21 protein-coding genes and 2 tRNA genes are annotated in these 23298 nt (G+C 73.6%); 10 read left to right on the top strand and 13 right to left on the bottom strand.

The annotated features are described in order from the left end of the window. Window positions 1-4 precede the first annotated feature (4 nt). Entirely contained in the window at window positions 5-1207 is a 1203-nt protein-coding gene (locus tag ACQPZO_RS25860; RefSeq protein ID WP_433344544.1) for a glycosyltransferase, read from the bottom strand. A gap of 191 nt (window positions 1208-1398) precedes the next feature. On the opposite strand from ACQPZO_RS25860, the gene ACQPZO_RS25865 reads away from it, so the two are divergent. The 3 genes from ACQPZO_RS25865 to ACQPZO_RS25875 all read left to right on the top strand — a co-directional run bounded on the left by ACQPZO_RS25865 (window position 1399) and on the right by ACQPZO_RS25875 (window position 3863). Then, window positions 1399-2397, top strand: coding sequence for an SDR family oxidoreductase (locus ACQPZO_RS25865; protein ID WP_433344545.1), 999 nt, complete (start codon window positions 1399-1401; stop codon window positions 2395-2397). After that, window positions 2397-3179, top strand: a complete 783-nt coding sequence (locus ACQPZO_RS25870) for an ATP-binding protein (RefSeq protein ID WP_433344546.1) — start codon at window positions 2397-2399, stop codon at window positions 3177-3179. Before ACQPZO_RS25865 ends, ACQPZO_RS25870 begins: the two co-directional genes overlap by 1 nt. A 114-nt stretch (window positions 3180-3293) precedes the next feature. Continuing rightward, complete coding sequence (locus ACQPZO_RS25875) at window positions 3294-3863, top strand: DUF5709 domain-containing protein (RefSeq protein WP_433344547.1); 570 nt, start codon at window positions 3294-3296, stop codon at window positions 3861-3863. A gap of 52 nt (window positions 3864-3915) precedes the next feature. Here ACQPZO_RS25875 and ACQPZO_RS25880 read toward each other — a convergent pair whose 3' ends face one another. Beyond that, entirely contained in the window at window positions 3916-4569 is a 654-nt protein-coding gene (locus tag ACQPZO_RS25880) for a response regulator (RefSeq protein ID WP_433344548.1), read from the bottom strand. Then, complete coding sequence (gene macS, locus ACQPZO_RS25885) at window positions 4566-5693, bottom strand: MacS family sensor histidine kinase (RefSeq protein WP_433344549.1); 1128 nt, start codon at window positions 5691-5693, stop codon at window positions 4566-4568. Before macS ends, ACQPZO_RS25880 begins: the two co-directional genes overlap by 4 nt. A 121-nt stretch (window positions 5694-5814) precedes the next feature. Here macS and ACQPZO_RS25890 point away from each other — a divergent pair, with 121 nt between their 5' ends. Then, window positions 5815-6270 (top strand): ATP-binding protein, encoded by a 456-nt coding sequence (locus ACQPZO_RS25890; RefSeq protein WP_433344550.1) that lies wholly within the window; start codon window positions 5815-5817, stop codon window positions 6268-6270. Window positions 6271-6384: 114 nt separating this feature from the next. Here ACQPZO_RS25890 and ACQPZO_RS25895 read toward each other — a convergent pair whose 3' ends face one another. Next, window positions 6385-7323, bottom strand: coding sequence for a ribose-phosphate diphosphokinase (locus ACQPZO_RS25895; protein ID WP_405104856.1), 939 nt, complete (start codon window positions 7321-7323; stop codon window positions 6385-6387). A gap of 63 nt (window positions 7324-7386) precedes the next feature. Here ACQPZO_RS25895 and glpK point away from each other — a divergent pair, with 63 nt between their 5' ends. Then, entirely contained in the window at window positions 7387-8871 is a 1485-nt protein-coding gene (gene glpK, locus ACQPZO_RS25900; protein ID WP_433344551.1) for a glycerol kinase GlpK, read from the top strand. A 36-nt stretch (window positions 8872-8907) separates the two neighbouring features. Here the strand turns inward: glpK and ACQPZO_RS25905 are convergent, their stop codons facing one another. Next, the gene (locus tag ACQPZO_RS25905; protein ID WP_433344552.1) at window positions 8908-9741 is read right to left on the bottom strand and encodes a phosphoribosylaminoimidazolesuccinocarboxamide synthase; all 834 of its coding nucleotides are present in this window, start codon (window positions 9739-9741) and stop codon (window positions 8908-8910) included. 296 nt (window positions 9742-10037) lie between these two features. Between ACQPZO_RS25905 and ACQPZO_RS25910 the strand changes: the two genes are divergently transcribed. Next, on the top strand, window positions 10038-11366 hold the full coding sequence (locus ACQPZO_RS25910; RefSeq protein WP_433344553.1) for an ABC transporter substrate-binding protein: 1329 nt from the start codon (window positions 10038-10040) through the stop codon (window positions 11364-11366). A 56-nt stretch (window positions 11367-11422) separates the two neighbouring features. Here ACQPZO_RS25910 and ACQPZO_RS25915 read toward each other — a convergent pair whose 3' ends face one another. The 5 genes from ACQPZO_RS25915 to ACQPZO_RS25935 all read right to left on the bottom strand — a co-directional run bounded on the left by ACQPZO_RS25915 (window position 11423) and on the right by ACQPZO_RS25935 (window position 16462). Next, window positions 11423-11668, bottom strand: coding sequence for a hypothetical protein (locus ACQPZO_RS25915; protein ID WP_433344554.1), 246 nt, complete (start codon window positions 11666-11668; stop codon window positions 11423-11425). Between the two features lie 229 nt (window positions 11669-11897). Then, window positions 11898-11971 (bottom strand) — tRNA-Met (locus ACQPZO_RS25920). Window positions 11972-12225: 254 nt separating this feature from the next. After that, window positions 12226-12299 (bottom strand) — tRNA-Met (locus ACQPZO_RS25925). Window positions 12300-12370: 71 nt separating this feature from the next. After that, window positions 12371-15343 carry a UPF0182 family membrane protein gene (locus ACQPZO_RS25930; RefSeq protein ID WP_433344555.1) on the bottom strand — a complete coding sequence of 991 codons (2973 nt, stop codon included), beginning with the start codon at window positions 15341-15343 and terminating at the stop codon, window positions 12371-12373. 105 nt (window positions 15344-15448) lie between these two features. After that, the gene (locus ACQPZO_RS25935; RefSeq protein ID WP_433344556.1) at window positions 15449-16462 is read right to left on the bottom strand and encodes a YlbL family protein; all 1014 of its coding nucleotides are present in this window, start codon (window positions 16460-16462) and stop codon (window positions 15449-15451) included. A gap of 182 nt (window positions 16463-16644) precedes the next feature. Here ACQPZO_RS25935 and ACQPZO_RS25940 point away from each other — a divergent pair, with 182 nt between their 5' ends. Then, window positions 16645-17877: a zinc-dependent metalloprotease gene (locus tag ACQPZO_RS25940; RefSeq protein ID WP_387015448.1), complete on the top strand. Its 1233-nt coding sequence runs from the start codon at window positions 16645-16647 to the stop codon at window positions 17875-17877. 60 nt (window positions 17878-17937) lie between these two features. Here ACQPZO_RS25940 and ACQPZO_RS25945 read toward each other — a convergent pair whose 3' ends face one another. After that, the gene (locus ACQPZO_RS25945; RefSeq protein ID WP_433344557.1) at window positions 17938-18537 is read right to left on the bottom strand and encodes a hypothetical protein; all 600 of its coding nucleotides are present in this window, start codon (window positions 18535-18537) and stop codon (window positions 17938-17940) included. Window positions 18538-18604: 67 nt separating this feature from the next. Next, window positions 18605-19135, bottom strand: a complete 531-nt coding sequence (locus ACQPZO_RS25950) for a M48 metallopeptidase family protein (RefSeq protein WP_433344558.1) — start codon at window positions 19133-19135, stop codon at window positions 18605-18607. A gap of 514 nt (window positions 19136-19649) precedes the next feature. Here ACQPZO_RS25950 and ACQPZO_RS25955 point away from each other — a divergent pair. From ACQPZO_RS25955 to ACQPZO_RS25965, 3 genes are all read left to right on the top strand, one after another. Further along, entirely contained in the window at window positions 19650-19817 is a 168-nt protein-coding gene (locus ACQPZO_RS25955) for a DUF5679 domain-containing protein (protein WP_198347997.1), read from the top strand. Between the two features lie 205 nt (window positions 19818-20022). Further along, window positions 20023-21075, top strand: coding sequence for a hypothetical protein (locus ACQPZO_RS25960; protein WP_433344559.1), 1053 nt, complete (start codon window positions 20023-20025; stop codon window positions 21073-21075). Window positions 21076-21197: 122 nt separating this feature from the next. After that, window positions 21198-22529 carry an ABC1 kinase family protein gene (locus ACQPZO_RS25965; protein ID WP_433344560.1) on the top strand — a complete coding sequence of 444 codons (1332 nt, stop codon included), beginning with the start codon at window positions 21198-21200 and terminating at the stop codon, window positions 22527-22529. Window positions 22530-22904: 375 nt separating this feature from the next. On the opposite strand, the gene ACQPZO_RS25970 is transcribed toward ACQPZO_RS25965, so the two are convergent. Further along, the gene (locus ACQPZO_RS25970; protein ID WP_433344561.1) at window positions 22905-23270 is read right to left on the bottom strand and encodes a WhiB family transcriptional regulator; all 366 of its coding nucleotides are present in this window, start codon (window positions 23268-23270) and stop codon (window positions 22905-22907) included. Window positions 23271-23298 lie beyond the last annotated feature (28 nt).

Genomic DNA, 23298 nt, shown 5'->3' on the forward strand with positions numbered 1-23298 from the left:
GCCGCTACGCCGCCTCGACCGGCCGGCGTCGGCCGACGACCCGCTCGTAGAGCCGCTCCAGCGCGCCGGCCGTCCGCTCCCAGGTGTAGCTGCACCGCACCCGGTCCACCGCGGCGTGCCCGTAGGCGAACCTGCCGGCGTTGTCGGCGAGCAGACGGCGCAGGGTCACCCCCAGGGCCCGGACGTCGCCGGGCGGCACCAGCTTCCCGGTGACCTCGTCGACCACGGCGTCGGCGATGCCGCCCATGGCGTACCCGACGACCGGCACGCCGCACGCCATCGCCTCCAGCGACACCCGGCCGGCCGAGGAGTAGCGCGGGGTGCAGGCCACCACGTCGGCCGAGCGGTACCAGGTGGCCATCTGGTCGTGCGGCACCGCGCCGACGAGCTTCACCTGGTCGGCCACGCCGGTGCGCTCGGCCAGCTCACGCAGGCGGCGGGCCTCGGCGTGGTGCGTGAGCTGGTCGACCGGCGGCCCACCGGCGATCACCAGCTCGGCGTCGCCGACCAGCCGCATCGCGCGGATCAGGTCCTCCTGCCCGTGCCCGGGCGACAGGCCGCCGACGGAGAGGATCCGGGGGCGCTGGTCGCGCGGGGCCGCCTCCCCGTCGGGGTGGAAGTGCTCGATGTCCACCCCGGCGGGCACCATCGCCACCGAGGTGCGTTGCAGCCCCATCCGGGTCAGCTCGTCGACCTCGTCGTTGCACTGGGCGACCGCGATGTCCACCGCCCGGGTCAGGGCCCGCTCCAGCGGGATCCGGGTGCCCGGGCCGTCGTACTGGGGGCCGAGGTGGCGAAGCTGCTCCACGCCGAGGGAGTGGAAGGTCTGCACGACCGGGATGTCGGTCTCCCGTACGGCCTGCGCGGCGGCCAGCCCGCCGACCCAGTAGTGCCCGTGCACCACGTCGGGGGCCCACTCGCCGGACCACCGGTCGGCCAGCCAGCGGCCGAACTCGGCCACGTGCGGAACCAACTCGGCGGTGGGCGTCAGGGCGGCCGGGCCGACGGCGGCCCGCTCCACCCGGTAGCCGTCCCGCTCCAGCGTCGCCGGCAGCGCCGGATCGTCGAGGCGCTCGTACACGTGCACGTCGTGGCCCCGGCCGGCCAGTTCGGCGGCGACCCGCGCGATGTGCTCGCGCGTGCCGACGACCGGACCGTCGACGGCCCGCGACGGTCCGGAATGCGCGCACACTAGGCCGACGCGCATGGGTCACCTCCACGCGTTTCCCGAGCTGGTGGGTCCTCCCGGTCAGAGGGTCCCATTAACCGCGACCCCCGGGTGCGAAACCTGGCAAGTCGGAAACGTACGACCGGTCGGGCCGGGGTCGGGCCAGGGCGTGGCCGCTATTCGACCAGGCTCGGCGGCATGAGCGGGCCCGCCGAGGGTACGGGCGAGGAATGCCTCTCACCCGCAGTCTCGATGACGCGAGCGTCGTGCTCACCGGCGCCTCCAGCGGCATCGGCACGGCGACCGCGTACGCGCTGGCCCGTCGCGGCGCGGCCGTGGTGCTGGCGGCCCGCAGCGAGGAGGCGCTGGAGCGGGTGGCGTCCCGCTGCCGCGCGTTGGGCGGCCGGGCGCTGGCCGTACCCACGGACGTCACGGACCCGGTGGCCGTCGAACGCCTCGCGGCCCGCGCGGCGGAGGAGTTCGGCCGCATCGACGCCTGGGTCAACAACGCGGCGGTCAGCGCGGTGGGCCTCTTCGACGAGATTCCCGTCCGGGAGTTCAGCCGGGTGCTGGAGGTGAACCTGCTCGGGGCCGTGTACGGGATGAAGGCCGCCCTGCCGTACCTCGATGCGGCCGGCGGCGGGGTGCTGGTCAACAACGCCTCCGTGCTGGCCGAGGTGGCGATGCCCTACCAGTCGGCGTACAACGCCACCAAGCACGGGATCCGAGGGCTGGCTGACACGGTCCGGCAGGAGCTCCGGGTCACCGGGCGGGGCAACATCTCGGTCTGTACGGTGCTGCCGGCCACCATCGACACCCCGTTCTTCCGGCACGCCGCCAACCACACCGGCCGGGAGCTGGTGCCGCCGCCACCGGTGTACCCACCCGAGGTGGTGGCCGAGACCATCGTGCGGGTGCTGCGCCGGCCCCGCCGGGAGGCGTACGCCGGGGGCGCCGCCCGGCTGATCGGCGCGCAGTGGCGGCTCGCCCCGGCGCTGGCCGAGCGGGTCCTCGGCTGGTACGCCCACCGCACCCAGTTCGGGCCCGCCGGCCGGCTGGACAGCACCGGCAACGTCTTCACCGCCGACGCGGCGGCCGAGCGGGACGGCGGGTGGCACGGCCGGCGGCGGCAACTCGTCCGGATGACCGCCGCGTTCGGGCTCGCCGCCGCCGGCACCGCGGTCGGCACGATGGCGGCGATGAACCGCCGGGCCCGGACGGATCGCTGATGAACCGCCCCGACCGACCGGATGCGCGCGACACCACCGACGTGCAGAATGGGGCGGTCATGCCGACCGACGTGCGCTGCCTGGTGGAGACGGACGAGTCGTCCGGCTTGCTCCGGCTGTCCGGCGTGCTCGATTCGGCCGCCACCGGCGCCGTGCGCGACGCGCTGCTCCTGCGGCTCTGCGAGCGGCCCGGCCCGGTGGTGGTCGACCTGTCCCGGCTGCGGGTGGCCGATCCCGCCGCCCGACGGGTCTTCGCCGAGGTACGCCGCGAGATCGCCGACTGGCCGGCGGCGGACGTGCTGGTCCTCGACCCCGGCGAGGCGACGGCCGGCGACGGGCTGGCGGTGTGCTCGACCCTCGACGAGGCGATGGCGGCGCTGGCCCGGGCCCCGATGACCGCGGCGGCCACCACGGAACTGGCCCCGGTCGTCGGGGCCGCGCGGCAGGTCCGGATGCTGGTGACCAACGGCTGCGCCCGATGGGGGATCGACGCCCTGGCCGAGGTGGGCTGCATCGCGGCGACCGAGATGGTCAACAACGTGGTCGCACACGCCCGCACCGGGATGACCGTCCGGCTGGCACCCCACGGCGACACGTTGCACATCGGCGTACGCGACCACTCCCGGCAGCAGCCGTCGTACCGCGGGTTCGCCCCGGTGGACACGGCGGGCGGCCGGGGCATGCTGCTGATCGACACCGTGGCCCAGCGCTGGGGCAGCACCCTCCTGCCCGACGGCAAGCTCGTCTGGGCCGTCCTGCATCCCCCCATCTACACCGTTTAGCGGCTTTTGCAGGGGCGATTCGACTCCGTGATCGACGGGTGCGGGGCGGGCCTGGCAGGGGAGATCGGGCGGGGGCGTCGGTTACGGGCGGTGGGCAGCGGGTAGTGATCAGCCATGCGCGACAACGAGTACCCGACCCCCGTTTCCGATCCCGAGGCCGAGGGCCTGCCCGACACCGCCGACGACGACTCGACGGCCAACGACGACGTCCTGACCGGCCGGGAGGCGGACGGCCCGGAGCCGGCCCAGCTGCCCGGGGACCGCACGCCGGTGGCGGTGGACCGGTTCGGCACCACCGCCGAGGAGCAGCTCGACGGCGAGTCGCTGGACTACAAGCTCCAGCGGGAGAGCTACGAGCGCCCCGCCGACGACCCGCTGGCGGCCCCGGTCGACCCGGGCATCGCGGCCGAGGCGGACAGCGAGGAGCAGGCCGCCCAGGCGCAGCTCGACGCCGACGTGCTCAACCCGGGGCCCACCTCGGACCCGCACTCCCCCGTCTCCCTGTACGACCACGGCCAGCTCGGCGCCGCCGACGCCCAGGTCGGCCGGCTGGTCGAACCGGACGAGGGGTCGCACACCGACCTGGAGCCCGACAACGTCGCGTACGACGCCGGGTCGGCCGGCGGCGGGGCGACGGCCGAGGAGCTGGCGGTCCACGAGACCCGCCCGCCCGACTCGCACTAGCGCGGACCGCCGGAACGCGCCGGCGGGACCGCACTGCCGCGGCCTCGGGCAGTCAGTCGTCCAGCCCCCGCTCGATGGCGTAGCGGGTCAGCTCGACGCGGTTGTGGAGTTGGAGCTTGCCGAGCGTGCTCTGCACGTGGTTCTGCACCGTCCGGTGGGAAAGCCGGAGCCGCTCGGCGATCTGCTTGTACGACATCCCCTTGGCGACCAGCCGCAGCACCTCGGTCTCCCGGTCGGTCAGCCGGGGCGCGGCGGCGTCCGGGGTCGCCGGTCCGACCGCCAGCCGCCGGTACTCCCCCAGCACCAGCCCCGCCAGGCCTGGCGTGAAGACCGGTTCGCCGGCCGCCGTCCGGCGCACCGCGTCCAGGAACTCGGCCGGGGCGGCCGACTTGACCAGGTAGCCGGTGGCGCCGGCCTTCACCGCGTCCAGCACGCTCTGCGGCTCGCCGCTGGCCGACAGCATCAGCACGCGCACCTCGGGCAGCACGGCGCGCAGGCCGCGGATCACCTCGACGCCGGAGATGTCCGGGAGTTGCAGGTCGAGCACGACCACGTCGGGCCGGGCCGCGGCGGCCACGCGGACGGCCTGCCGCCCCTCCCCGCTGGTCGCGACCACCAGGTGCCCGGCCTCGGTGAGGTCGCGGGCCACCCCCTCACGCCACATCGGGTGGTCGTCGACCACCATCACCCGGACGCCGGTGCTCATCGCCCACTCCTCGGCACGCTCAGTTCGATCTCGGTCCCCGCACCGGCGGTGGAGACGATCCGCGCCTCGCCCCCCAGGTCGGCTAGCCGTCCCCGGATGGACTGCGCCACTCCCAGCCGCCCCTGCGCCGCAGCCTCGGCCAGCCGGCCCGCCGAGATCCCCGGCCCCTCGTCGCGTACCGAGACGGTCACCTTCTCCCCCTCGTCCTCGATCAGCACCCAGGCCCGCCCGCCGGCGTGCCGGGTCACGTTGTCCAGCGCCGCGCCGACGGCGGCTGCCAGCTCGGCGGCCACCCACCCGGGCAGCGGCACCGGAGTGGCCGGCGCGGAGACCGCGACCGTCGCCGAGGCGTACCGGTCGAGCATGGCCCGCAGGTCGCGGGTGTTCCCGTCCCCGGCCGGACCGACGACGCCCGCCCGCCCGATCAGGGCACGCAGGGCGGCCTCCTGCTCCCCGGCCAGCCGGGCCAGCTCGCCGGCCTCCCCGTCGAGGTGCGCGCCGCGCCGCTGCACCAGCGCGAGCACCTGGAGCACCGAGTCGTGGATGTCCCGGGCCAGTCGCTCCCGTTCCCGGGTGGCCGCCTCCAGCTCCACCGCCCGGTGCAGCCGCTGCTCGGCCGTCACCGCGAGCCGGGCGACGTGGCCGACCACCGCGCCGGCCAGCAGCAGCAGGATCGCCCCGGTGAAGGTGGACTGGCCGATCCGGTCCCGGGTCGCCAGGTCGACCCCGCCGACCAGCAGCGCGGCCACCGTGCCCCGGCGCCGGCCGCCGGAGACCGCCCAGGCGAGCACCGGACCGGCCAGCCAGACCACCGCGAGGCTGGGCGCGCCGGTGGCGAGCGCCGACCGCCCCTGCACCCACGGGCTGACCAGCAGGACCCCGAGCACGACCGCGAGGTCGGCCACCAGCAGCGGCCAGCGCCGCCGGGCCGGGCGGGCGTAGCCGTACGCGGTGGTCACCGTCCAGCCGAGCATCGCGAGCAGGAGCACCCCGGCCGGCACCGGGTGCGCGTACCGGTCGGCGTCGCGCAGGGCCAGCAGGCCGACGTACGCCAGGGCCGCGAACCGGAACACCGCTACGGCCCGCCAGAGCGGGACCTCGAATCCACCGGGCGGCGACGGCACGCCCGTCACGATGCCACAGCCCGGCACGGGGCCCGCAGAGGTGGCGGATGCGCGACCACCAATCCTGGCGTACGGTGGAAAAGCCGCAAATCAGGTCCGCGACCCACCCCCGGACGGGGCCATGACGAACGTAGAACTGCCCGCACCGCGTACGGTTGTGCCCATCGACACTTCCCCCCTGATCGCCGAGGCCTTCGAGCAGGCACAGGTGACCGAGCTGCGTCACTCGGTCACCTCCTGCGCGCACGCGGCCGGCCTGGACGGGCAGCGCCTCGACGACTTCGTGCTGGCGGTCAACGAGCTGATCACCAACGCGGTACGCCACGGCGGCGGGCAGGGCTGGCTGCGGATGTGGCGCCACCCGGAGCGGCTGGTCTGCGAGGTCGCCGACCACGGGCGGGGAATCAGCGTCCGACGGCTCGACGACCGCGACCGCCCCGCGCCCGACACCGCCGGTGGCTGGGGCCTCTGGCTGGCCCGCGAGCTGAGCGACGCCATGGAGGTCGAGACCGGCACGGCCGGCACCACGGTCCGGATCAGCGCCACCCTCGGCGCCCTCCGGCGCGCCGGGGGCTGACCCGCGCCGGCACGCCACCGGGCCGGGCCGGGCCGGGCCGGGCGGACGCCGGGCCTGGCCCCGGGACCGGCGGACGCCGGGGCCGCGACGGGACGGCCCGGACGCCGCGCCGGCTCAGCCGAAGAGCGCGCTGACCGACTCCCCGTTGTGAATCCGACGCATCGCCTCGGCCAGCGCCGGCGCGACCGAGAGCACCTCCAGCTTGGGCACCCGCTTCTCCGCCGGGATCGGCACCGTGTTCGTGCAGACGATCTCCAGCACCCCGTCCTGCCCGCTGAGCCGGTCCAACGCGCCGCTGGAGAAGAGGCCGTGGGTGCAGGCCAGCCGGATCGAGCGGACCTTCAGCTCGCGCAGGTGGGCCATCAGCTCGATCACCGTGCTGCCCTTGGCGATCTCGTCGTCGAGCACGATCACGTCCCGGTCCGCCACCTCACCGATCACGGTGCTGATCTTGACCAGGTCGTCGCTGAACCGCTGCTTCGCGCCGGCCGCGACCGGGGTGCCGAGCATCCGGGCGAAGGCGGCGGCCTCCTTCGCGTTGCCCAGGTCGGGCGAGACCACCACGGTGTTGCTCAGGTCGTACCGCTGGAAGTGGCCGGCCAGCTCGCGCAGCGCGTGCAGGTGGTCCACCGGGACGCTGAAGAACCCGTGCACCTGCGGCGAGTGCAGGGTCATCGCCAGCACCCGGTTCGCGCCGGCCGAGGTGAGCAGGTCCGCGACCAGCCGACCGCCGATCGAGATGCGCGGCGCGTCCTTCTTGTCCGACCGGGCGTACGCGTAGTGCGGCAGCACCACCGTGATCCGGCCGGCCGACGCGCCCCGGGCCGCGTCGATCATGAGCAGCAGCTCGACCAGGTTCTCCTGCACCGGCGGCACCAGAGGCTGGATCAGGAAGACGTCCCGTTCCCGGCAGTTCGCCTGCAGCTGCACCTCCAGGCAGTCGTTGGCGAACCGGGACACCCGCACGGGGTGCAGCGGCACCCCGAGATGGGCACAGATCTCGGCGGCGAGGTCGGGATGGGCAGTTCCACTGAAAACGGCGATGTCGCGCACGTTGACTGATCGTACGGCCGGTGGTGGCCGGCGGACGCGCGGCCGGCCGGGTACGGTGCTGCCGTGACCGGAGAGTACGTCGCCGCCATCGACCAGGGCACCACCTCCTCGCGGTGCATCGTGTTCGACCGGGCCGGGGAGATCGTCGCCGTGGCCCAGCGCGAGCACCGGCAGATCTTCCCCCGGCCCGGCTGGGTGGAGCACGACGCCGAGGAGATCTGGGACAACGTCCAGCTCGTGGTGCAGGAGGCGCTGGACGCCGCCGGCATTGGCCCGGAGGGGCTGGCGGCGGTCGGCATCACCAACCAGCGGGAGACCACCGTGGTCTGGGACCGGGCCACCGGCCGCCCGGTCGCGCACGCCATCGTCTGGCAGGACACCCGCACCGGGCCGCAGCTGCGCGCGCTGGCCGACGCGTACGGCGAGGAGCGGCTGCGCGCCCGCACCGGGCTCACCCTGGCCACCTACTTCGCCGGCCCGAAGCTGCGCTGGCTGCTCGACCACGTCGACGGGCTGCGTGAGCGCGCCGAGCGGGGCGAGGTGCTGTTCGGCACCATGGACAGCTGGCTGATCTGGAAGCTGACCGGCCGGCACGTCACCGACGTGACCAACGCGAGCCGGACCATGCTGATGGACCTTGCGACCCTCGACTGGGATCCGGAGTTGCTCGACGCGCTCGGCGTGCCGGCGGCGATGCTGCCGGAGATCCGCTCCTCGGCCGAGGTGTACGGCACCGCCGACGGGCTGCTCGCCGGGGTGCCGGTGGCCAGCGCCCTCGGCGACCAGCAGGCCGCCCTGTTCGGGCAGACCTGCTTCCAGCCGGGCGAGGCGAAGTGCACCTACGGCACCGGCAGCTTCCTGCTGCTGAACACCGGGGCCAGCCCGGTCACCTCGACGCACGGCCTGCTGACCACGGTGGCGTACCGGATCGACGGCCAGCCGGCCGCGTACGCCCTGGAGGGGGCGATCGCGGTCACCGGCTCGCTGGTGCAGTGGCTGCGGGACAACCTCGGGCTGATCGCCACCGCCGCGGAGGTGGAGGACCTGGCCCGCACGGTCGACGACAACGGCGGCTGCTACGTGGTGCCGGCGTTCTCCGGGCTGTTCGCCCCGCACTGGCGCAGCGACGCGCGCGGGGTGATCGCCGGGCTGACCGGCTACATCACCAAGGGGCACCTGGCCCGGGCGGCGCTGGAGGCGTCCGCCTGGCAGACCCGCGAGGTGGTCGACGCGATGAACGCCGACTCGGACGTGGCGCTGCGCCGGCTGCGGGTGGACGGCGGCATGACCGCGAACGGCCTGCTGATGCAGTTCCTCGCCGACGTGCTGGACGTGCCGGTGGTCCGCTCCCGGATCACCGAGACCACCTGCCTCGGCGCCGCGTACGCGGCCGGGCTCGCCGTCGGCTTCTGGCCGGACCTGGCCACCCTGCGTGCCCAGTGGCGCTCCGACGCCCAGTGGACCTCCGCCATGGACGCGGAGCACCGCGAGCGGGAGCTGCGCCAGTGGCGCAAGGCCGTACAGCGCACCCTCGACTGGGAAGACTGACCGAGCAGGAGCGGCGGAACGGGCTCCGGGTCGCCGTCAGGCCCAGGTGCTACCGGTGAGCTTCTCGTAGACCTCGACGTAGCGGGCCCGGGTCGCCTCGATCACCTCGGCGGGCACCTCGGGGGCCGGCGGCTGCCTGTCCCAGCCGCCGCCGGTCGCCCAGTCCCGGACGTACTGCTTGTCGTAGGAGAACTGCGCCCGGCCCGGCTGGTACGACTCGGCCGGCCAGAACCGGGACGAGTCGGAGGTGAGCACCTCGTCGCCGAGGACCAGCGTGCCGTCCGCCGCCCAGCCCAGCTCGATCTTGGTGTCGGCGACCAGGATGCCCCGCTCGGCGGCGAGCTCGGCACCACGGCAGTAGACGTCGATGGTGATCTGCCGCAGCCGCCCGGCGGTCTCCGCGCCGACCTTGTCCGCCACCTGCTGGTAGGTGATCGGCTCGTCGTGCTCGCCCTTGGGCGCCTTCGTCGACGGGGTGAAGATCGGCTCGGGCAGGATCGACGCCTCGACCAGCCCGCGGGGCAGCTCGACGCCGGAGACCGCGCCGGTGCGCTCGTACTCGGTGAGGCCGCCGCCGGTCAGGTACCCCCGGGCGACGCACTCGACCGGGACCATCTCCAGCCGCCGGCAGCGGATCGCCCGGCCGGCGAACTCCGCCGGCACGTCGGTGGCGGAGACGACGTGGTTCGGCACCAGGTCGGCGAGCTGCTCGAACCACCACAGCGACAGCGCGGTCAGCAACCGGCCCTTGTCCGGTACGGGGGTCGGCAGCACCACGTCGTAGATCGAGATCCGGTCCGAGGCGACCAGGATCAGGTCGTCGCCGTCGGCGTAGACGTCCCGGACCTTGCCCGAGTGCAGAAGTTCCACGCGGCCTAGTACACCACGGCCCCCGAAACGGCCGGGCCGGCCACCCGGGAGGGTCCACCGGCCGCAGCCGGCCGGCCCGGGATCTCGGGCCGTCCGCGCGAGCCCTGGCCCTGGTCTCCCGGGCGATGCAACCGCACGCCGAGGGACGCCGGGCGGAACGGGCCGACGAGCCGCCCGGCGATGCCGGTCGATCTCCGGGTCGCCTCGGCCCGATCCCGGCCGGACGGCCGTTGACACCCGCCCGCGCCGGCTGTGTAAATGGTCCGACCGCCCGCCGGACGCCCAGGAGAATCCCCGTGCCCACCGCCCGTCCCCCGCTCCCCCACGCCGGCGCCGACCCGGGCCGCCGGCGACTGCTGGGGGCGCTGTTCGGGGCGCCGCTCGCGGCGACCGGCCTGACCGGGTGCGGCGACGCGGAGGAGACACCCGTCGACGACGGGCTGATCGAGCTCTCCGTCTTCTGGTACGGCAGCACGAAGCGGGCCGAGCTGACCGAGAAGGCGCTACGGCTCTACTCCGCGCGCAACCCCCGGGTCAGTTTCCGGGTCACCTGGCAGGGCCTCGACGGCTACTACGACCGGCTGGCCACCCAGGCGGCCGGCGGGAACGTGCCCGACCTGATCCAGGTCGACGACACCGTCCTCACCGAGTACGCCCGGCGGGGCATCCTGCTCGACCTCGGCGGGTACGTCGCCGACAACCGGCTCGACCTGCGCGGGCTCTCCCCGGGCCTGGTCCGCTACGGCGAGGTCGACGGCCGCACCGTGGGCGTGGCGGCGGCCCAGACCACCGCCGCCGTGGTCTACAACCGCGCCCTGCTGCGCCGGCTGAAGGTCCCGGAGCCCCGCACCGGGATGTCCTGGCAGGAGTACGTCGACTGGGCTGCGCGGGTCACCCGGGCGGCCGACGACCGGGTGGCCGGCACGATGGACCCGTCCGGGGACCACCGGGCGCTCTGGCTCTGGCTGCGGTCCCGGGGTGGCGAGCTGTACCAGGGCCGGCAGCTCGGCTTCACCGCGGCCGACCTGGTCGACTGGTTCGAGCTGTGGCAGACCGCCCGGACCCGTCGGGCCACCCCGAGCGCCGCCCTGGTCGACCAGGCCGACAGCGGCGAGCCGAGCCGCCAGTTGGTGGTGACCGGGCACACGGCCGCCTCGTTCGCGTGGGCCCACCAGCTTCCCGAGCTTCAGCGCTACACCGACGACGAGCTGGCCCTGGCCGCGTTCCCCGGCCCGCCTGGCGCGCAGTGGGCCCGGGCGTCGATGTACTGGGCGGCGTTCCGTGGCACGCGGCGACCCGACGTGGTGGCGGAAGTGATCAACTTCCTCACCACGAACATGGAGGCGGGCGTGGCCCTGGGCCAGGAGCGGGGGGTCAACCCGAACCTCGCCAACCGCCGGTACGTCAAGGAGAGCGTCACCGACGCCGGACAGCAGCGGGCCGCCGCCCTCGCCGAGTCCCTCGCCGACGCCCTCGGCCCCGCGCCCAGCCCACCCCCGAAGGGGCACGCCCGGGTGCGGGCCCTGCTCGTCGCCACGGCTGAAGGGGTCCTCTCCGGCCGCTCCGGCATCCGCACGGCAACGTCCCGGTTCATCGCCCAGGCCAACGCCGCGCTGGCCGAGTGACCCGACCCGCCGCCCCGAGCGTGACGGGTCGGCCCCACCCGATCAGCGCGAACCGGTCAGCGTGGCGGCCGGTTGCGCCGGTTGCGCATCAGCATCAGCACCAGTAACACGATTCCGCCGACGACGACGAGGCAGCAGAGCAGCCCCAGGAAGCCGCCACCGCCACGGCGTTTCCTGGCGGCCTCGACCACCAGCTCACCGGGACCGGTGGACGCCCAGGCCGCGACCGGGACGAAGACCGACAACACGACCGCACCGAGGACCGCGCTCAGCCGGCCCCACCACTTGTTCAATGAAGACATGCCCCCCATCCTCGCCGAGCGGCGCAACAGCGGCACCCGGACGGACCGGATTCACCGGCATCCTCCGGACGCGCCGCCCCAGGACGGGGGAGACCGGTCGCGAACAGGAACCGGAACCCGGGCGGGACCAGGAAGGCCGACCCGGACAGCGACGCCGGAAGCCGGCCGGCGGGCGGGAGAATGGGAAAAGCAGAAGGGCCCGGAGTTTCCTCCGGGCCCTTCTGGCTCGTAGCGGGGACAGGATTTGAACCTGCGACCTCTGGGTTATGAGCCCAGCGAGCTACCGAGCTGCTCCACCCCGCGTCGGCTTCTAAAGCTTAGCGCACCCCCTGGGCGGAGATCAGCCGGCCCCCCGGGTCGGGCGGATGAGACCACCCACGGGGGCGTCGCGTCACACCTCCGGGCGCCGGGCAGCCCTCCACATCCGGCACGGTGCCGAACAGCGCAGCCGCCGTGCCGGGCATCGCAGGCGGAGGAGCCCGGGTCGAGCGCCGAGGCCCGAACCCTCCCGGCAACGCGAAAGGCCCCGGAGTAACCTCCGGGGCCTTTCCGACGAGTAGCGGGGACAGGATTTGAACCTGCGACCTCTGGGTTATGAGCCCAGCGAGCTACCGAGCTGCTCCACCCCGCGTCGACTGGTTAACCCTAGCGCACCGCCCGGGCGGACCGCAAAACGGCCCCACCCGGGCGGCTCCGCGCAGGTCAGCCGCCCGCCGAGGGCGACGGGGCGGGACTGCCGCTCGGCGAGACGCCCGGCGCCGGCGAGGCCGGCGTGGCCGCCTGCTGCGCCCGCTGGAACGCGGTCATCGCGTCGTCCAGGGCCTTGAGCGCCCGGCCGTACCGCTCGAAGTCACCGGACGTCTGCGCGGCCTTGACCTCGGCGATGGCCGCCTGCACCTTGCCCGCGGCCTCGGCCAGCTCGCCCGTCAGCGGCGGCGCGTTGCTCCCGCCGCTGGGCGGCGGCGTGCCGCCGGACGGCGGGGTGCCACCCTGGGCGGCCTCCTTGCCCTGCTCGACGAGCTGCTTGATGCCGTCGGTGATGTTGTTGGCCAGCACCACGTACGAACCGCCGTCGCCGTACGACAGCAGCACCTTCTGCAGCAGCGGGTACGCGTCCTGCTGGTTGCTCTTCACGTACACCGGCTCGACGTAGAGCATCCCGTTGCCGAACGGCAGCGAGAGCAGGTTGCCGTACTGCACCTGGGCCTGGTTCGAGGAGAGCAGGTTGAGCTGCTGCCGGATGTTGGCGTTGTTGGTCATCTGCTGGTGCACCTGCACCGGGCCGGAGATCCGGGTCTGGTCCGGCAGCTCCAGCACCTCCAACTGCGGCTTGCCGTCCACGTACGAGCCGGAGATCAGCGCGGCGAGGTTCTGCCGGCCGTTCGGGGTGACCGCCGAGGTGAGCTGGAAGCGCGGCGCGTCCTGGCCGGGGAACTGGGTCCACAGGTAGAACGGCGGCTGCTTCTGCCCGCCGTCCGGGTTGTCCGGCACGTTCGGCACCTGCCAGAAGTCCTGCGCCGAGTAGAAGTCGCCCGGGGCGGTGACGTGGAACTTGGTCAGCAGGTTGCGCTGCACCTTGAACAGGTCGGCCGGGTAGCGGAGGTGCTCCCGCAGCTCGGCCGGGATCTTGTCGTTGGGCAGCACCAGGTCACCGCCGAACGCCTTGTTCCACGCCTTCAGCACCGGGTCCGTCTGGTCGAACTCGTACAGCCGGACCGTGCCGTCGTACGCGTCGACCGTGGCCTTGACCGAGTTGCGGATGTAGTTGACGTTCTCCCGGGCGAGCTGGAACGTGCCCCGTCCGGTCAGCTCGTCGGTCGTCTCGGCCTGGAGGTTCACCCGCTCGGCGTACGGGTAGGTCGCGGCCGTCGTGTAGCCGTCGACGATCCACTGCACCCGGCCACCGACCACCGCCGGGTACGGGTCGCCGTCGACGGTGAGGAACGGCGCGACCTTCTCCACCCGGTCCCGGGGGTTACGCACGTAGAGCAGCTTCGAGTTGTCGTTGACCGCCTCGGAGAGCAAGAAGTTCGACTCCTGCTGCTTGATCGCGTACAGCAGCCGGCGGGTGAACGAGCCGATCTCGACGCCACCCTCACCGGTGTAGGTGTAGTACTGCTCGCCGCCGGTCTGGGTCGGCCGGTCGAACTCCGCGTTCCGCTCCGGGTTCGCCTGCCCGACGATCGCGTAGTCGTCCGGGCCCATCCGCTCGCCGTAGTAGATGCGCGGCTGGCTGGCCGGGATCTGCTCGACCTGCGAGGAGCACGCCTCCTGGGTCTTCTCGCCGAGGAAGCCCGAGACGAAGTACGGCTGACCGCCGCAGACCACCTGGTTGGCCGGAGCGGCGACCAGGCCGTAGCCGTGGGTGTAGACGGTGTGCCGGTTGATCCAGGTGTTCTGCTGGTCGGTCAGCTCGTTGTAGTTGACCTCCCGGACCCCGACCACGTAGTCGGAGGTCTTGCCGGACACGGCGTACCGGTCGATGTCCAGTTTGGGGCCGAAGTCGTAGAAGCCCCGGACCTGCTGGAGCTGGGTGTACGTCTCGGAGACGAGCTGCGGGTCGAGCAGCCGCACGTTCGGCACCACGGAGGTGTCGGTGGCCAGGGTCCCCGGTGGAACGAGGTTGCTCGCCGCGTACGGCGAGTTCTTCGTGTCGGCCAGCCCGAACGCCGACCGGGTGGCCCCGATGGCGCGCTCGATGTACCGGGCCTCCTTGTCCTTGGCGCTCGGCTTGACCTCGAAGGTCTGCACCGCCCAGGGGTAGATGCCGCCGATGGCGACCGCGGAGACGCCGAGCAGGGCCAGCGAGATGCCCGGCCAGACCAGGTTCCGCATCACCGCGTTGGAGAACACGATGATCGCGATGGCCACCACGACCGAGATGTAGGCGAGGATCTCCTTGGCCGGCAGCAGGGCGTTGATGTCGGCGTACCCGGCGCCGTAGAGCTTCGCCCCCTCGTTGTAGTCCAGCAGCATGGAGCGCCGGTCCAGCACGTACGCGACGGCCTTGAGCAGGACGAAGACCGCCACGAGCGTGCTCAGGTGGGCCCGCGCGGCGTTGGTCATCCGGTCCCCGACGCCCTGCAGCCGCACGCCGCCGAAGATGTAGTGCACGGCCAGCGCGCCGAGCAGGGCGAGCACGACGGCGGTGAAGCCGACGCCGAGCACGTAGCGCCAGAACGGCAACTGGAAGACGTAGAAGCCGATGTCGATGCCGAACTCGGGGTCCTTGACGCCGAAGTCGCCGCCGTTGCGGAACAGCAGCCACTGGTTCCACCGGCTCTGCGCCGAGAGCCCGGCGAAGAGCCCGACCACCACGGCGACCAGGCTGATCCACAGGCCGAGCCGGGGGCCGAGCACCATCCGGTACCGCTCCAGGGTGGCCTGCTCCAGCGAGTGCGGGCGCAGCCGGGGCCGCAGCCGGTGGGCCAGCCACAGGTTGCCGCCGACGATCACCGCCATGGCGAGGCCGACGACGAGGAAGAGCAGCACCCGGGTGGTGAGCACCCCGGTGAACACCTGGGTGTAGCGGACCTCGTCGAACCAGAGCCAGTCGGTCCAGGCCTGCACCCCCCAGCCCAACAGGGTGAAGAGCACGAACACCCCGATCAGCACCCCGATCGTGACGCGTCCGCGTCGGCTCATCCTCGGCAGGGGGCTGCTACGCATGACCACTCTTGGCTCCGCACGCTCGATGTGATCGGCTCCGACCAGGCACCCAGCGTACGGGGTGTTCCTGAAAGCGGCGGCCCACGGTCACGCCGGGCAGCGGCGGATCGGTCAGCAGCGGGTCGGCTCACCGCCCTCGCGCAGCGCCGCCAGGGCCGTCAGCGCGTCGTCGATCGTGCCCACCTTGAGCAGCGGAAGGCCGGGCTGCGGGTTGCGGACCGCCTCGGCGCAGTTGGCCTCCGGCACCAGGAACACCTTGGCCCCGGCCTGCTTCGCGCCGACCAGCTTCTGGGCGATCCCGCCGATCGGGCCGACCCGCCCCTCGTCGTCGATCGTGCCGGTGCCGGCGATGATCTTCCCGCCGGTCAGGTCGGCCGGCTCCAGCTTGTCCACAATCCCCAGGGCGAACATCAGGCCGGCGCTCGGGCCGCCGATGTCGTTCAGGTCGATGGAGAGGGTGAACGGGTGCGGCTGCTGCTGGTCGATCTCGACCCCGATACGCGGCCGGCCGTCCTGCTCCCGGCTGGTGACCTGCGCCGTGGCGGCGGCGCCGTCGCGGGTGTAGCCGATGGTCAGCACGGTGCCCGCCGACTTGGCCCGGATCAGCTCGGTGAGCCGGCCGGCGCTGGTCACCGGCGTGCCGTCGACCGAGGTGACGACGTCGCCGACCCGCAGCGCCCCGGCCGACGGGCCGCCCGCCGTCACGGTCTTCACCTGCACCTGGACCGGGTACCCCAGCTCCCGCAGGGCCGCCGTCTCGGCGCTGGTCTGGGAGTTGCGGAAGTCCTCCTCGTTGCGCTGCTCCACCTCCTGCTGGCTCTCCCCCGGCGGGTAGACCAGCTCGCGCGGCACCACGGCCTCGTCGGAGGAGAACCAGCCGGACAGCGCCGAGCGCAGCCGGACGGTGGGCTGCACGCCGACCGTGGTCAGCCGGAGCTGGCCGGCGGAGGTGGACGTCGCCCGCCCGGACACCTGGATGACCTCCTTGCCGTCCGAGGTGCCCAGCGTGTTCACCGTCGGCCCGGGGCCGAGCACCACGTACGGGATGGGCGCGTTGAGCACACCGAAGCTCAGCAGGGTGGTCAGCAGGGCACCCAGGAGGACGGTCACGCCACGACGTCTCATGGCGCAGAGCGTACCGACCGGTCCGGCGAGGCCCCGGACGGTGACGACGACTTCGCCCTCAGCGCAACGCCGGTGGCGGCTACCTGGGGCGCAGCCCGCGTACCGTAGACGTCGTGCCTGATATTCCGTTCGGTTTCGCGCTCCCGGGTGGGCAACCACCAGATCCCAACGATCCCGCGCAGATGCAGCAGTTCATGTCGCAGCTGCAGCACCTGCTCTCCGCGCCGGGCAGCGGGCCGGTCAACTGGGACCTGGCCCGGCAGGTGGCCGCCAGCCAGCTCGCCGCAGCGGGCGACCCGGCGGTCTCGCCGCACGAGCGGCACTCGGTCGAGGAGGCGCTACGCCTCGCCGACCTCTGGCTCGAGCCGGTCACCGCCTGGCCGACGGGCATCCGCACCTCGCTGGCGTGGAACCGCAACGAGTGGATCTACAAGACCCTGGACGTCTGGCGCAAGCTCTGCGACCCGGTGGCCAGCCGGATGGTCGGCGCGATGGGTGACCTGGTGCCGCCGGAGGCGCGGGCCCAGCTCGGCCCGATGCAGTCGATGATGGCCACCCTCGGCGGCGCGCTGTTCGGCGGGCAGCTCGGGCAGGCCCTCGGCTCGCTCGCCGCGGAGGTGCTCTCCGCCGGCGACATCGGGCTCCCGCTCGGCCCGGCCGGCACCGCCGCGCTGATCCCGGCCAACATCCGGGCGTACGGGCAGGGCCTGGAGCTGCCCGAGGACGAGGTACGCCTCTACGTGGCCCTGCGCGAGGCGGCCCACCAGCGGCTCTTCGAGCACGTGCCGTGGCTGCGCGGGCACGTGTTCAACGCCGTTGAGACGTACGCGTCGGGCATCCGGGTCAACCGGGAGGCGATCGAGGAGGCCATGGGTCGGGTCGACCCGACCGACCCGGAGTCCATGCAGGCGATCGCCCTGGAGGGCATCTTCACCCCGGAGGACACTCCGGCGCAGAAGGCGTCGCTGGCCCGGCTGGAGACCGCGCTCGCCCTGGTGGAGGGCTGGGTCTGCCACGTGGTCGACAACGCCGCCGGCGAGCGGCTGCCCAACGTCGTCCGCCTCGGCGAGGCGTTCCGGCGGCGGCGGGCGGCCGGCGGGCCGGCCGAGCAGACGTTCGCGGCGCTGGTCGGGCTGGAGCTGCGCCCGCGCCGGCTTCGCGAGGCGGCGGCCCTGTGGGCGGCGCTGACCGAGCACCGGGGCATCTCCGGCCGGGACGCCGTCTGGGGCCACCCGGACCTGCTCCCCTCCGACGACGACTTCGCCGACCCGGCGGCGTTCGCCACGGCCCGGCTCGACCTCGACGACGAGCTGGCCAACTTCGACTTCAGCGCGCCGGGCGGCCCGGAGGAGCAGGCCCCGGGCTCCCCCCGTCCGCGCCCCGAGGGCACCGGGGACGACGCCGAGGAGTCCTGACCCCGTTCTCCTGAGCACACCCGAGGGCCGCCGGCGCACCGCGTCGGCGGCCCTCGGGTGTCAGCGGCGGCCGGAGAGCAGGGCGCGGGTCGTCTCCCAGCCCTCGACGGCGGGGTCGAGGGTGGCCAGGTCGGCTGGGCCGCGCAGCCGTCGCCAGGCGGCGGTGACAGCCACGTCCCCGGGTTGCGGGGCGACCCGCCGCACGTCTGCCGGGAGCGCGGTGTCCAGGTCGATCTCCGGCAGCCATCCCGGCACGGGCAGCCGGGACGCGACGCCGAGCAGGCCGGGGCCGACCCCCTCGGCGGGGGCCACCGCCACCGACCGGGTGGTCAGCGGGCGGAGCAGCTTGCCGACGGTCAGGCCGGGCAGGTCCGGGGCGTCGGCGGCGACGACGGCCGCCTGGTCGTAGCCGGTCAGCGCAGCCAGGACGGCGGTGACGGTGGCCTCGGGCACCTCGTACACGGCCATCCCCGGCCAGACGACGGCCTCGGCCAGCGACCTGTCCTGCGGGGTGGCCGCGATCGCCGTCTCCACCTCCTGGAGCGTGGCGAGCAGGTCCACCACGTCCTCGGCGAGCGCGGCCCGCCAAGCCACCGGGTCGATCCCCGGCGGCGCCCACGCCACCGGTCCGAGCAACGCCACCACCACACGTCGGGCCACGCCCCGACCCTAGGCCGTCGGCCACACCACCGCGCGCCCGGTGCCGGGCCGTGGCTGACCGACCCGGTCAGTCGGTCAGCGGGCCGCCGGAGGCGGCGGCGACGCCCTCCAGGTACCCACGGGCCCGCTCGGCCTTGGGATAACGCCCGACCAGCGCCCAGAACCGGGCGTTGTGGCTGGGCACGATGAGGTGGGCCAGCTCGTGCAGCAGGACGTAGTCGATCACCCAGTCGGGCATGTCCTGGATCCGGTGCGAGAGGCGGATGGTCCGGTCGGCCGGGGTGCAGGAGCCCCAGCGGCCGTTCTGGTTGGTCACCCAGCGGACGCTCGACGGCACCGCCCGGTCGCCGTACTCGGCGAGGTAGAGGCTGCGCAACCGGGTGGCGCGGTCGAAGAGCTCGTCGTCGGAGCGGGCGAGGCGCCCTTCCCGGGCCTCCAGCCGGGCCAGCATCCGGTCGACCCACTCGGTCTCCTCGGCCCGGGAGAACTGGTCGGGGATGAGCACCACGACCCGTTCACCGTCGCGGTAGGCGGACACCGTGCGTCGCCGGCGCTGGCTGCGCCGTACTTCGACGACGGGCTTCCGCACCCCTGCCATCAGTGGGCCGCGCAGCCTCGTTTTGCTGTCACGAAGGAAAGCTAATGGGTACTGACCAGGGGTCCGCAAGAGTCAACACCACGACACGCGCCTGGAAAGTCATGGTTGGTGGTCAGAAGTCCCGAAAAAAAACCTTGCAGACTGTCACGAAGACGCTCCGTCACGGTCCTGAGGACCGTGACGGGCAGCCCGAGGGCTCGATCCCCACCGTAGATGATCACCGTCCCGAACGCCTCCCCAGGGCCTCCTCGTGGGGCATCTGGGTGCTTTCACCCGGCGTGTCCCCGCCAAACTGACTTATCCGACCTAATTCGGCATGCACACTCTCGACGTCGACTTGCTCACAGTGTCGAAGCACAGCTGACATGGAACCGCCCGTACCTGGGTAGGGTCCGCGGACCAGCGGTCACGAGGGTGGCCGCGGAGAAAGACCCAGCGTCGGCGCCCCGCGTGGCCCGCCGCCGGGCAACCGCCGGAGCCAGATCGACCGGCGGACGAGACGAGGAGGGCACCCGTGGCCGACAAGGCCCAGACCTACAACGGTTACTGCGTCAAGTGCAAGGAGAAGCGGGACTTCGAGGGGCACGTCGAGGTCTCGAAGACCGGGATGAACATGGCCAAGGGCAAGTGTCCGGTATGCGGCACAACAGTGAACCGCATCCTGGGCAAGGCGAAGGTCTGACCCGTACGGGTCCGGTACGGGGGAGGGCGGCTGCGGCCGCCCTCCCCCGTACCGTTTCGGTGCCCGCCCGGGTGTCGGCTGACCGACACGGTTACCGGCCGGTTGTGGATAACCCGGCTTTTTCTGTGGAAAACCCCGGGCAGGGCGGTGCGCACCTGTGGACAACGATCGACGGACAGCGGGGACTCGGTGACGATTCGTCATCATGAGCCGTCCCGCGCTGCCCCGGCCCGTTCTGCTTCCCGGCCTGACCCGCCTGTGGCGGGACCGGCACACCCTCCAGCTCGGGCTGGGGTCGAGCCGCGCCGTCCTCGTCGAGGTGGCCAACCCCCGCGCCGTTCGGGTGCTCGACCTGCTCGACGGCTCCCGCAGCGAACGCCTCGTCCTGGCGCACGCCGCCGGCGTCGACGTGCGCCAGGACGAGGCGCGCGGGCTGCTCGACGCGCTGCGCGACGCCGGGCTGGTCGTACCAGCGCACACGCTGCTCCCCCGCGACCTCGCCGGCCCGGCGCGGCACCGCCTCGCCGCGGAGGCCGGGGCGCTGGCCCTGGCCGCGCCCGACCTGCCCGGCACGCCGGCCCAGGTGCTGCGGCGACGCCGGGCCGCGCGGGTGCTGGTGACCGGCGGTGGCCGGCTCGGCGCTCCCGTCGCCGTCGCGCTCGCCCAGGCCGGGGTGGGACACGTACACGCGAACCTCGCCGGGTCGGTGCGCCCGGCCGACCTGGTCGGCACGGGGCTGGCCGCCACCGACCTGGGGCACCCGCTCGCCCCGGCGGTACGCGCCGCGGTGGACCGGGCCGCCCCCGGCACCGCCACCCGCCCGCTGCCCCGTAACCGGCCCGACCTCGTGCTCCAGCTCGGCATCGACCGGCCGGCAGCCCTGCTCGCGGCCGGCTTCGCCCAGCGTCGCCAGCCGCACCTGCTGCTCACCCTGCGCGAGGGGGTGCCGACGATCGGCCCGCTCGTCCGGCCGCCCGTCGGGCCCTGCCTGCGCTGCGTCGACCTGTACCGCACCGAGCGGGACCCGGGCTGGCCGGCGCTCGCGGCCCAGCTCGCCGCCGATGCCTCGGACCAGTCCTGCGGCACGGCCACCCTGCTCTCGGCAGTCGGGTACGCCGTCGCCGAGGCGCTGGCCCACCTCGACGGCGGCACGCCGGAGACCCTGGGCTGCGCCGTGGAGGTGACCAGCCCCGGCCGACTACGCCGGCGCACCTGGCCGCCCCACCCGTCCTGCCGCTGTGCCGGACAGGGCCGCTGACAGGCCACGACGGCTCCCTGGGGGATCGGCGGGCAGGCACGGCGGCCGCCGATCCGGGGGTCGGGCGACCCGGCCCGGCCACGGAGCAGCCGCGAGGCCGCCGAGTCGGTCACAATGGCCGAGTGACCGACATCCCGCGCCGGGCCGTGTCCCGGACCGCCAAGCTCGCCGCTCTGCCGCTCGGCTTCGCCGGCCGGACCGTCCTCGGCATGGGTAAGCGCGTCACCGGGCTGGCCTCCGACGTGATCTCCGCCGAGATCCAGCAACGCACGGCCGAGCAGCTGTTCAGCGTCCTCGGGCAGCTCAAGGGCGGGGCGATGAAGTTCGGCCAGGCGCTGTCGGTGTTCGAGGCGGCCCTGCCCGAGGAGGTCGCCGCCCCCTACCGGCAGGCCCTCACCAAGCTCCAGGAGGCGGCGCCGCCGCTGCCCGCGGCCACCGTGCACAGGGTGCTCGCCGAGCAGCTCGGTCCGGCCTGGCGGGAGCGCTTCGACAGGTTCGACGACACCCCCGCCGCCGCGGCCAGCATCGGGCAGGTGCACCGGGCCGTGTGGCGGGACCCGGACGGTGGGGCGTCCCGCGACGCGGCCGTCAAGATCCAGTACCCGGGGGCCGGCGACGCGCTGCTCACCGATCTCAAGCAGCTCTCCCGCCTCGGCGGGATGTTCCGGGCGATCCAGCCGGGGCTGGACGTCAAGCCGCTGCTGGTCGAGCTGCGCGAGCGGATCACCGAGGAACTGGACTACGAGCTGGAGGCCGAGTCGCAGCGCGCCTTCGCCGCCGCGTACGCGGACGACAGGGAGATCTTCATCCCGGCGGTGCTCGCGGCCACCCCCCGGGTTCTGGTCACCGAGTGGATCGAGGGTACCCCGCTGGCCGAGATCATCCGGGCGGGCACCGAGGAGCAGCGCGACGAGGCCGGGCGGCTGATGGCCATCCTGCACCTGTCCGCGCCGGCCCGGGCCGGCCTGCTGCACGCCGACCCGCACCCGGGCAACTTCCGGCTACTGCCGGACGGCCGGCTCGGCGTGATCGACTTCGGGGCGGTGGCCCGGATGCCGGAGGGCACGCCCGAGCCGATCGGCCGGCTCGCCGGGCTGGCCCTACGCGGCGAGGCCGCCGGCGTGGTCGAGGGGCTGCGCGAGGAGGGCTTCGTCAGCCCCACCGAGCCGATCGACGCCCAGGCCGTACTGGACTTCATCCGGCCCATGCTGACCCCGGTCGCGGAGGAGGAGTTCCGGTTCACCCGGGCCTGGCTGCGGGCCGAGGCGACCCGGCTGGCCAGCCCCCGCTCACCGGCGTACCAGCTCAGCCGGCAGCTCAACCTGCCCCCGTCGTACCTGCTGATCCACCGGGTGACGCTCGGCTCGATCGGGGTGCTCTGCCAACTCGAGGCCAAGGCGCCGTACCGGTCGATCCTGGAACGCTGGCTGCCGGGCTTCGCCCCGGTGGCCTGAACCGGCCGCGCAAACGAGCGCCCGGAGCCGGCGACGCGAACCACAGGCCGGAATCCGCGGGCCGGGCCGGACCGGCCGACGACGCGGGGGCGTGTCGGCCGGTCGGCCGACACGCCCCCGCGTGTGTCGTGTTCGGTTACAGAACGCCCAGGTCGCGAGCCGACTGGCTGCGGCTGCTGATCGCGACGGTACGGGCGGATCGGGTTGCCTCAGTGCTCGTGGTGGTGCGACCGGCCTGAGGCCGGGGCATTCGGGCCCGGGACAACGCTTCGGGAAGTAGTTGCATCTCGACGGCTCCAATGGACAGGTGCATCATGCGTCTCAACTCTCTCGTGGCCGGTGTGGCACCGGCGGGGATGGTGCGGATCGGGTGTGTCAGGCAGCAAGCCGGACGGTGTTGCGCGACGAGGACAGCCCACTGGCCGCCAGGCGCGCCTCGGCCTCGACCTTCAACGCGGCGTCACGGGCGACATCCTCCTTGCGCGGGCGGCCCCGGGGCCGCTTGCGCGGAACGACCGCGCCACGCTCGAAGATCTCGCCGCCCCAGACGCCCCAGGGCTCGGCCCGCTCCACCGCCCCGGCGAGGCACTCGACGCGCAGCGGGCAGTCCCCGCAGAGCGACTTGGCCACCTCAAGCTCGGTGGGTGAGTCGGAAAACCACAGGTCGGGGTCGAACTTCCGGCAGGACAGGTTCGCCTCCACTTCGACGTTCACGTCGATGGGGGCCAACGCCAGACTCATCTCCCGGTCACCTCTCTCTCACATCGAT

The organism is Micromonospora sp. CA-111912 (assembly GCF_050948415.1).
Lineage (GTDB): Bacteria > Actinomycetota > Actinomycetes > Mycobacteriales > Micromonosporaceae > Micromonospora.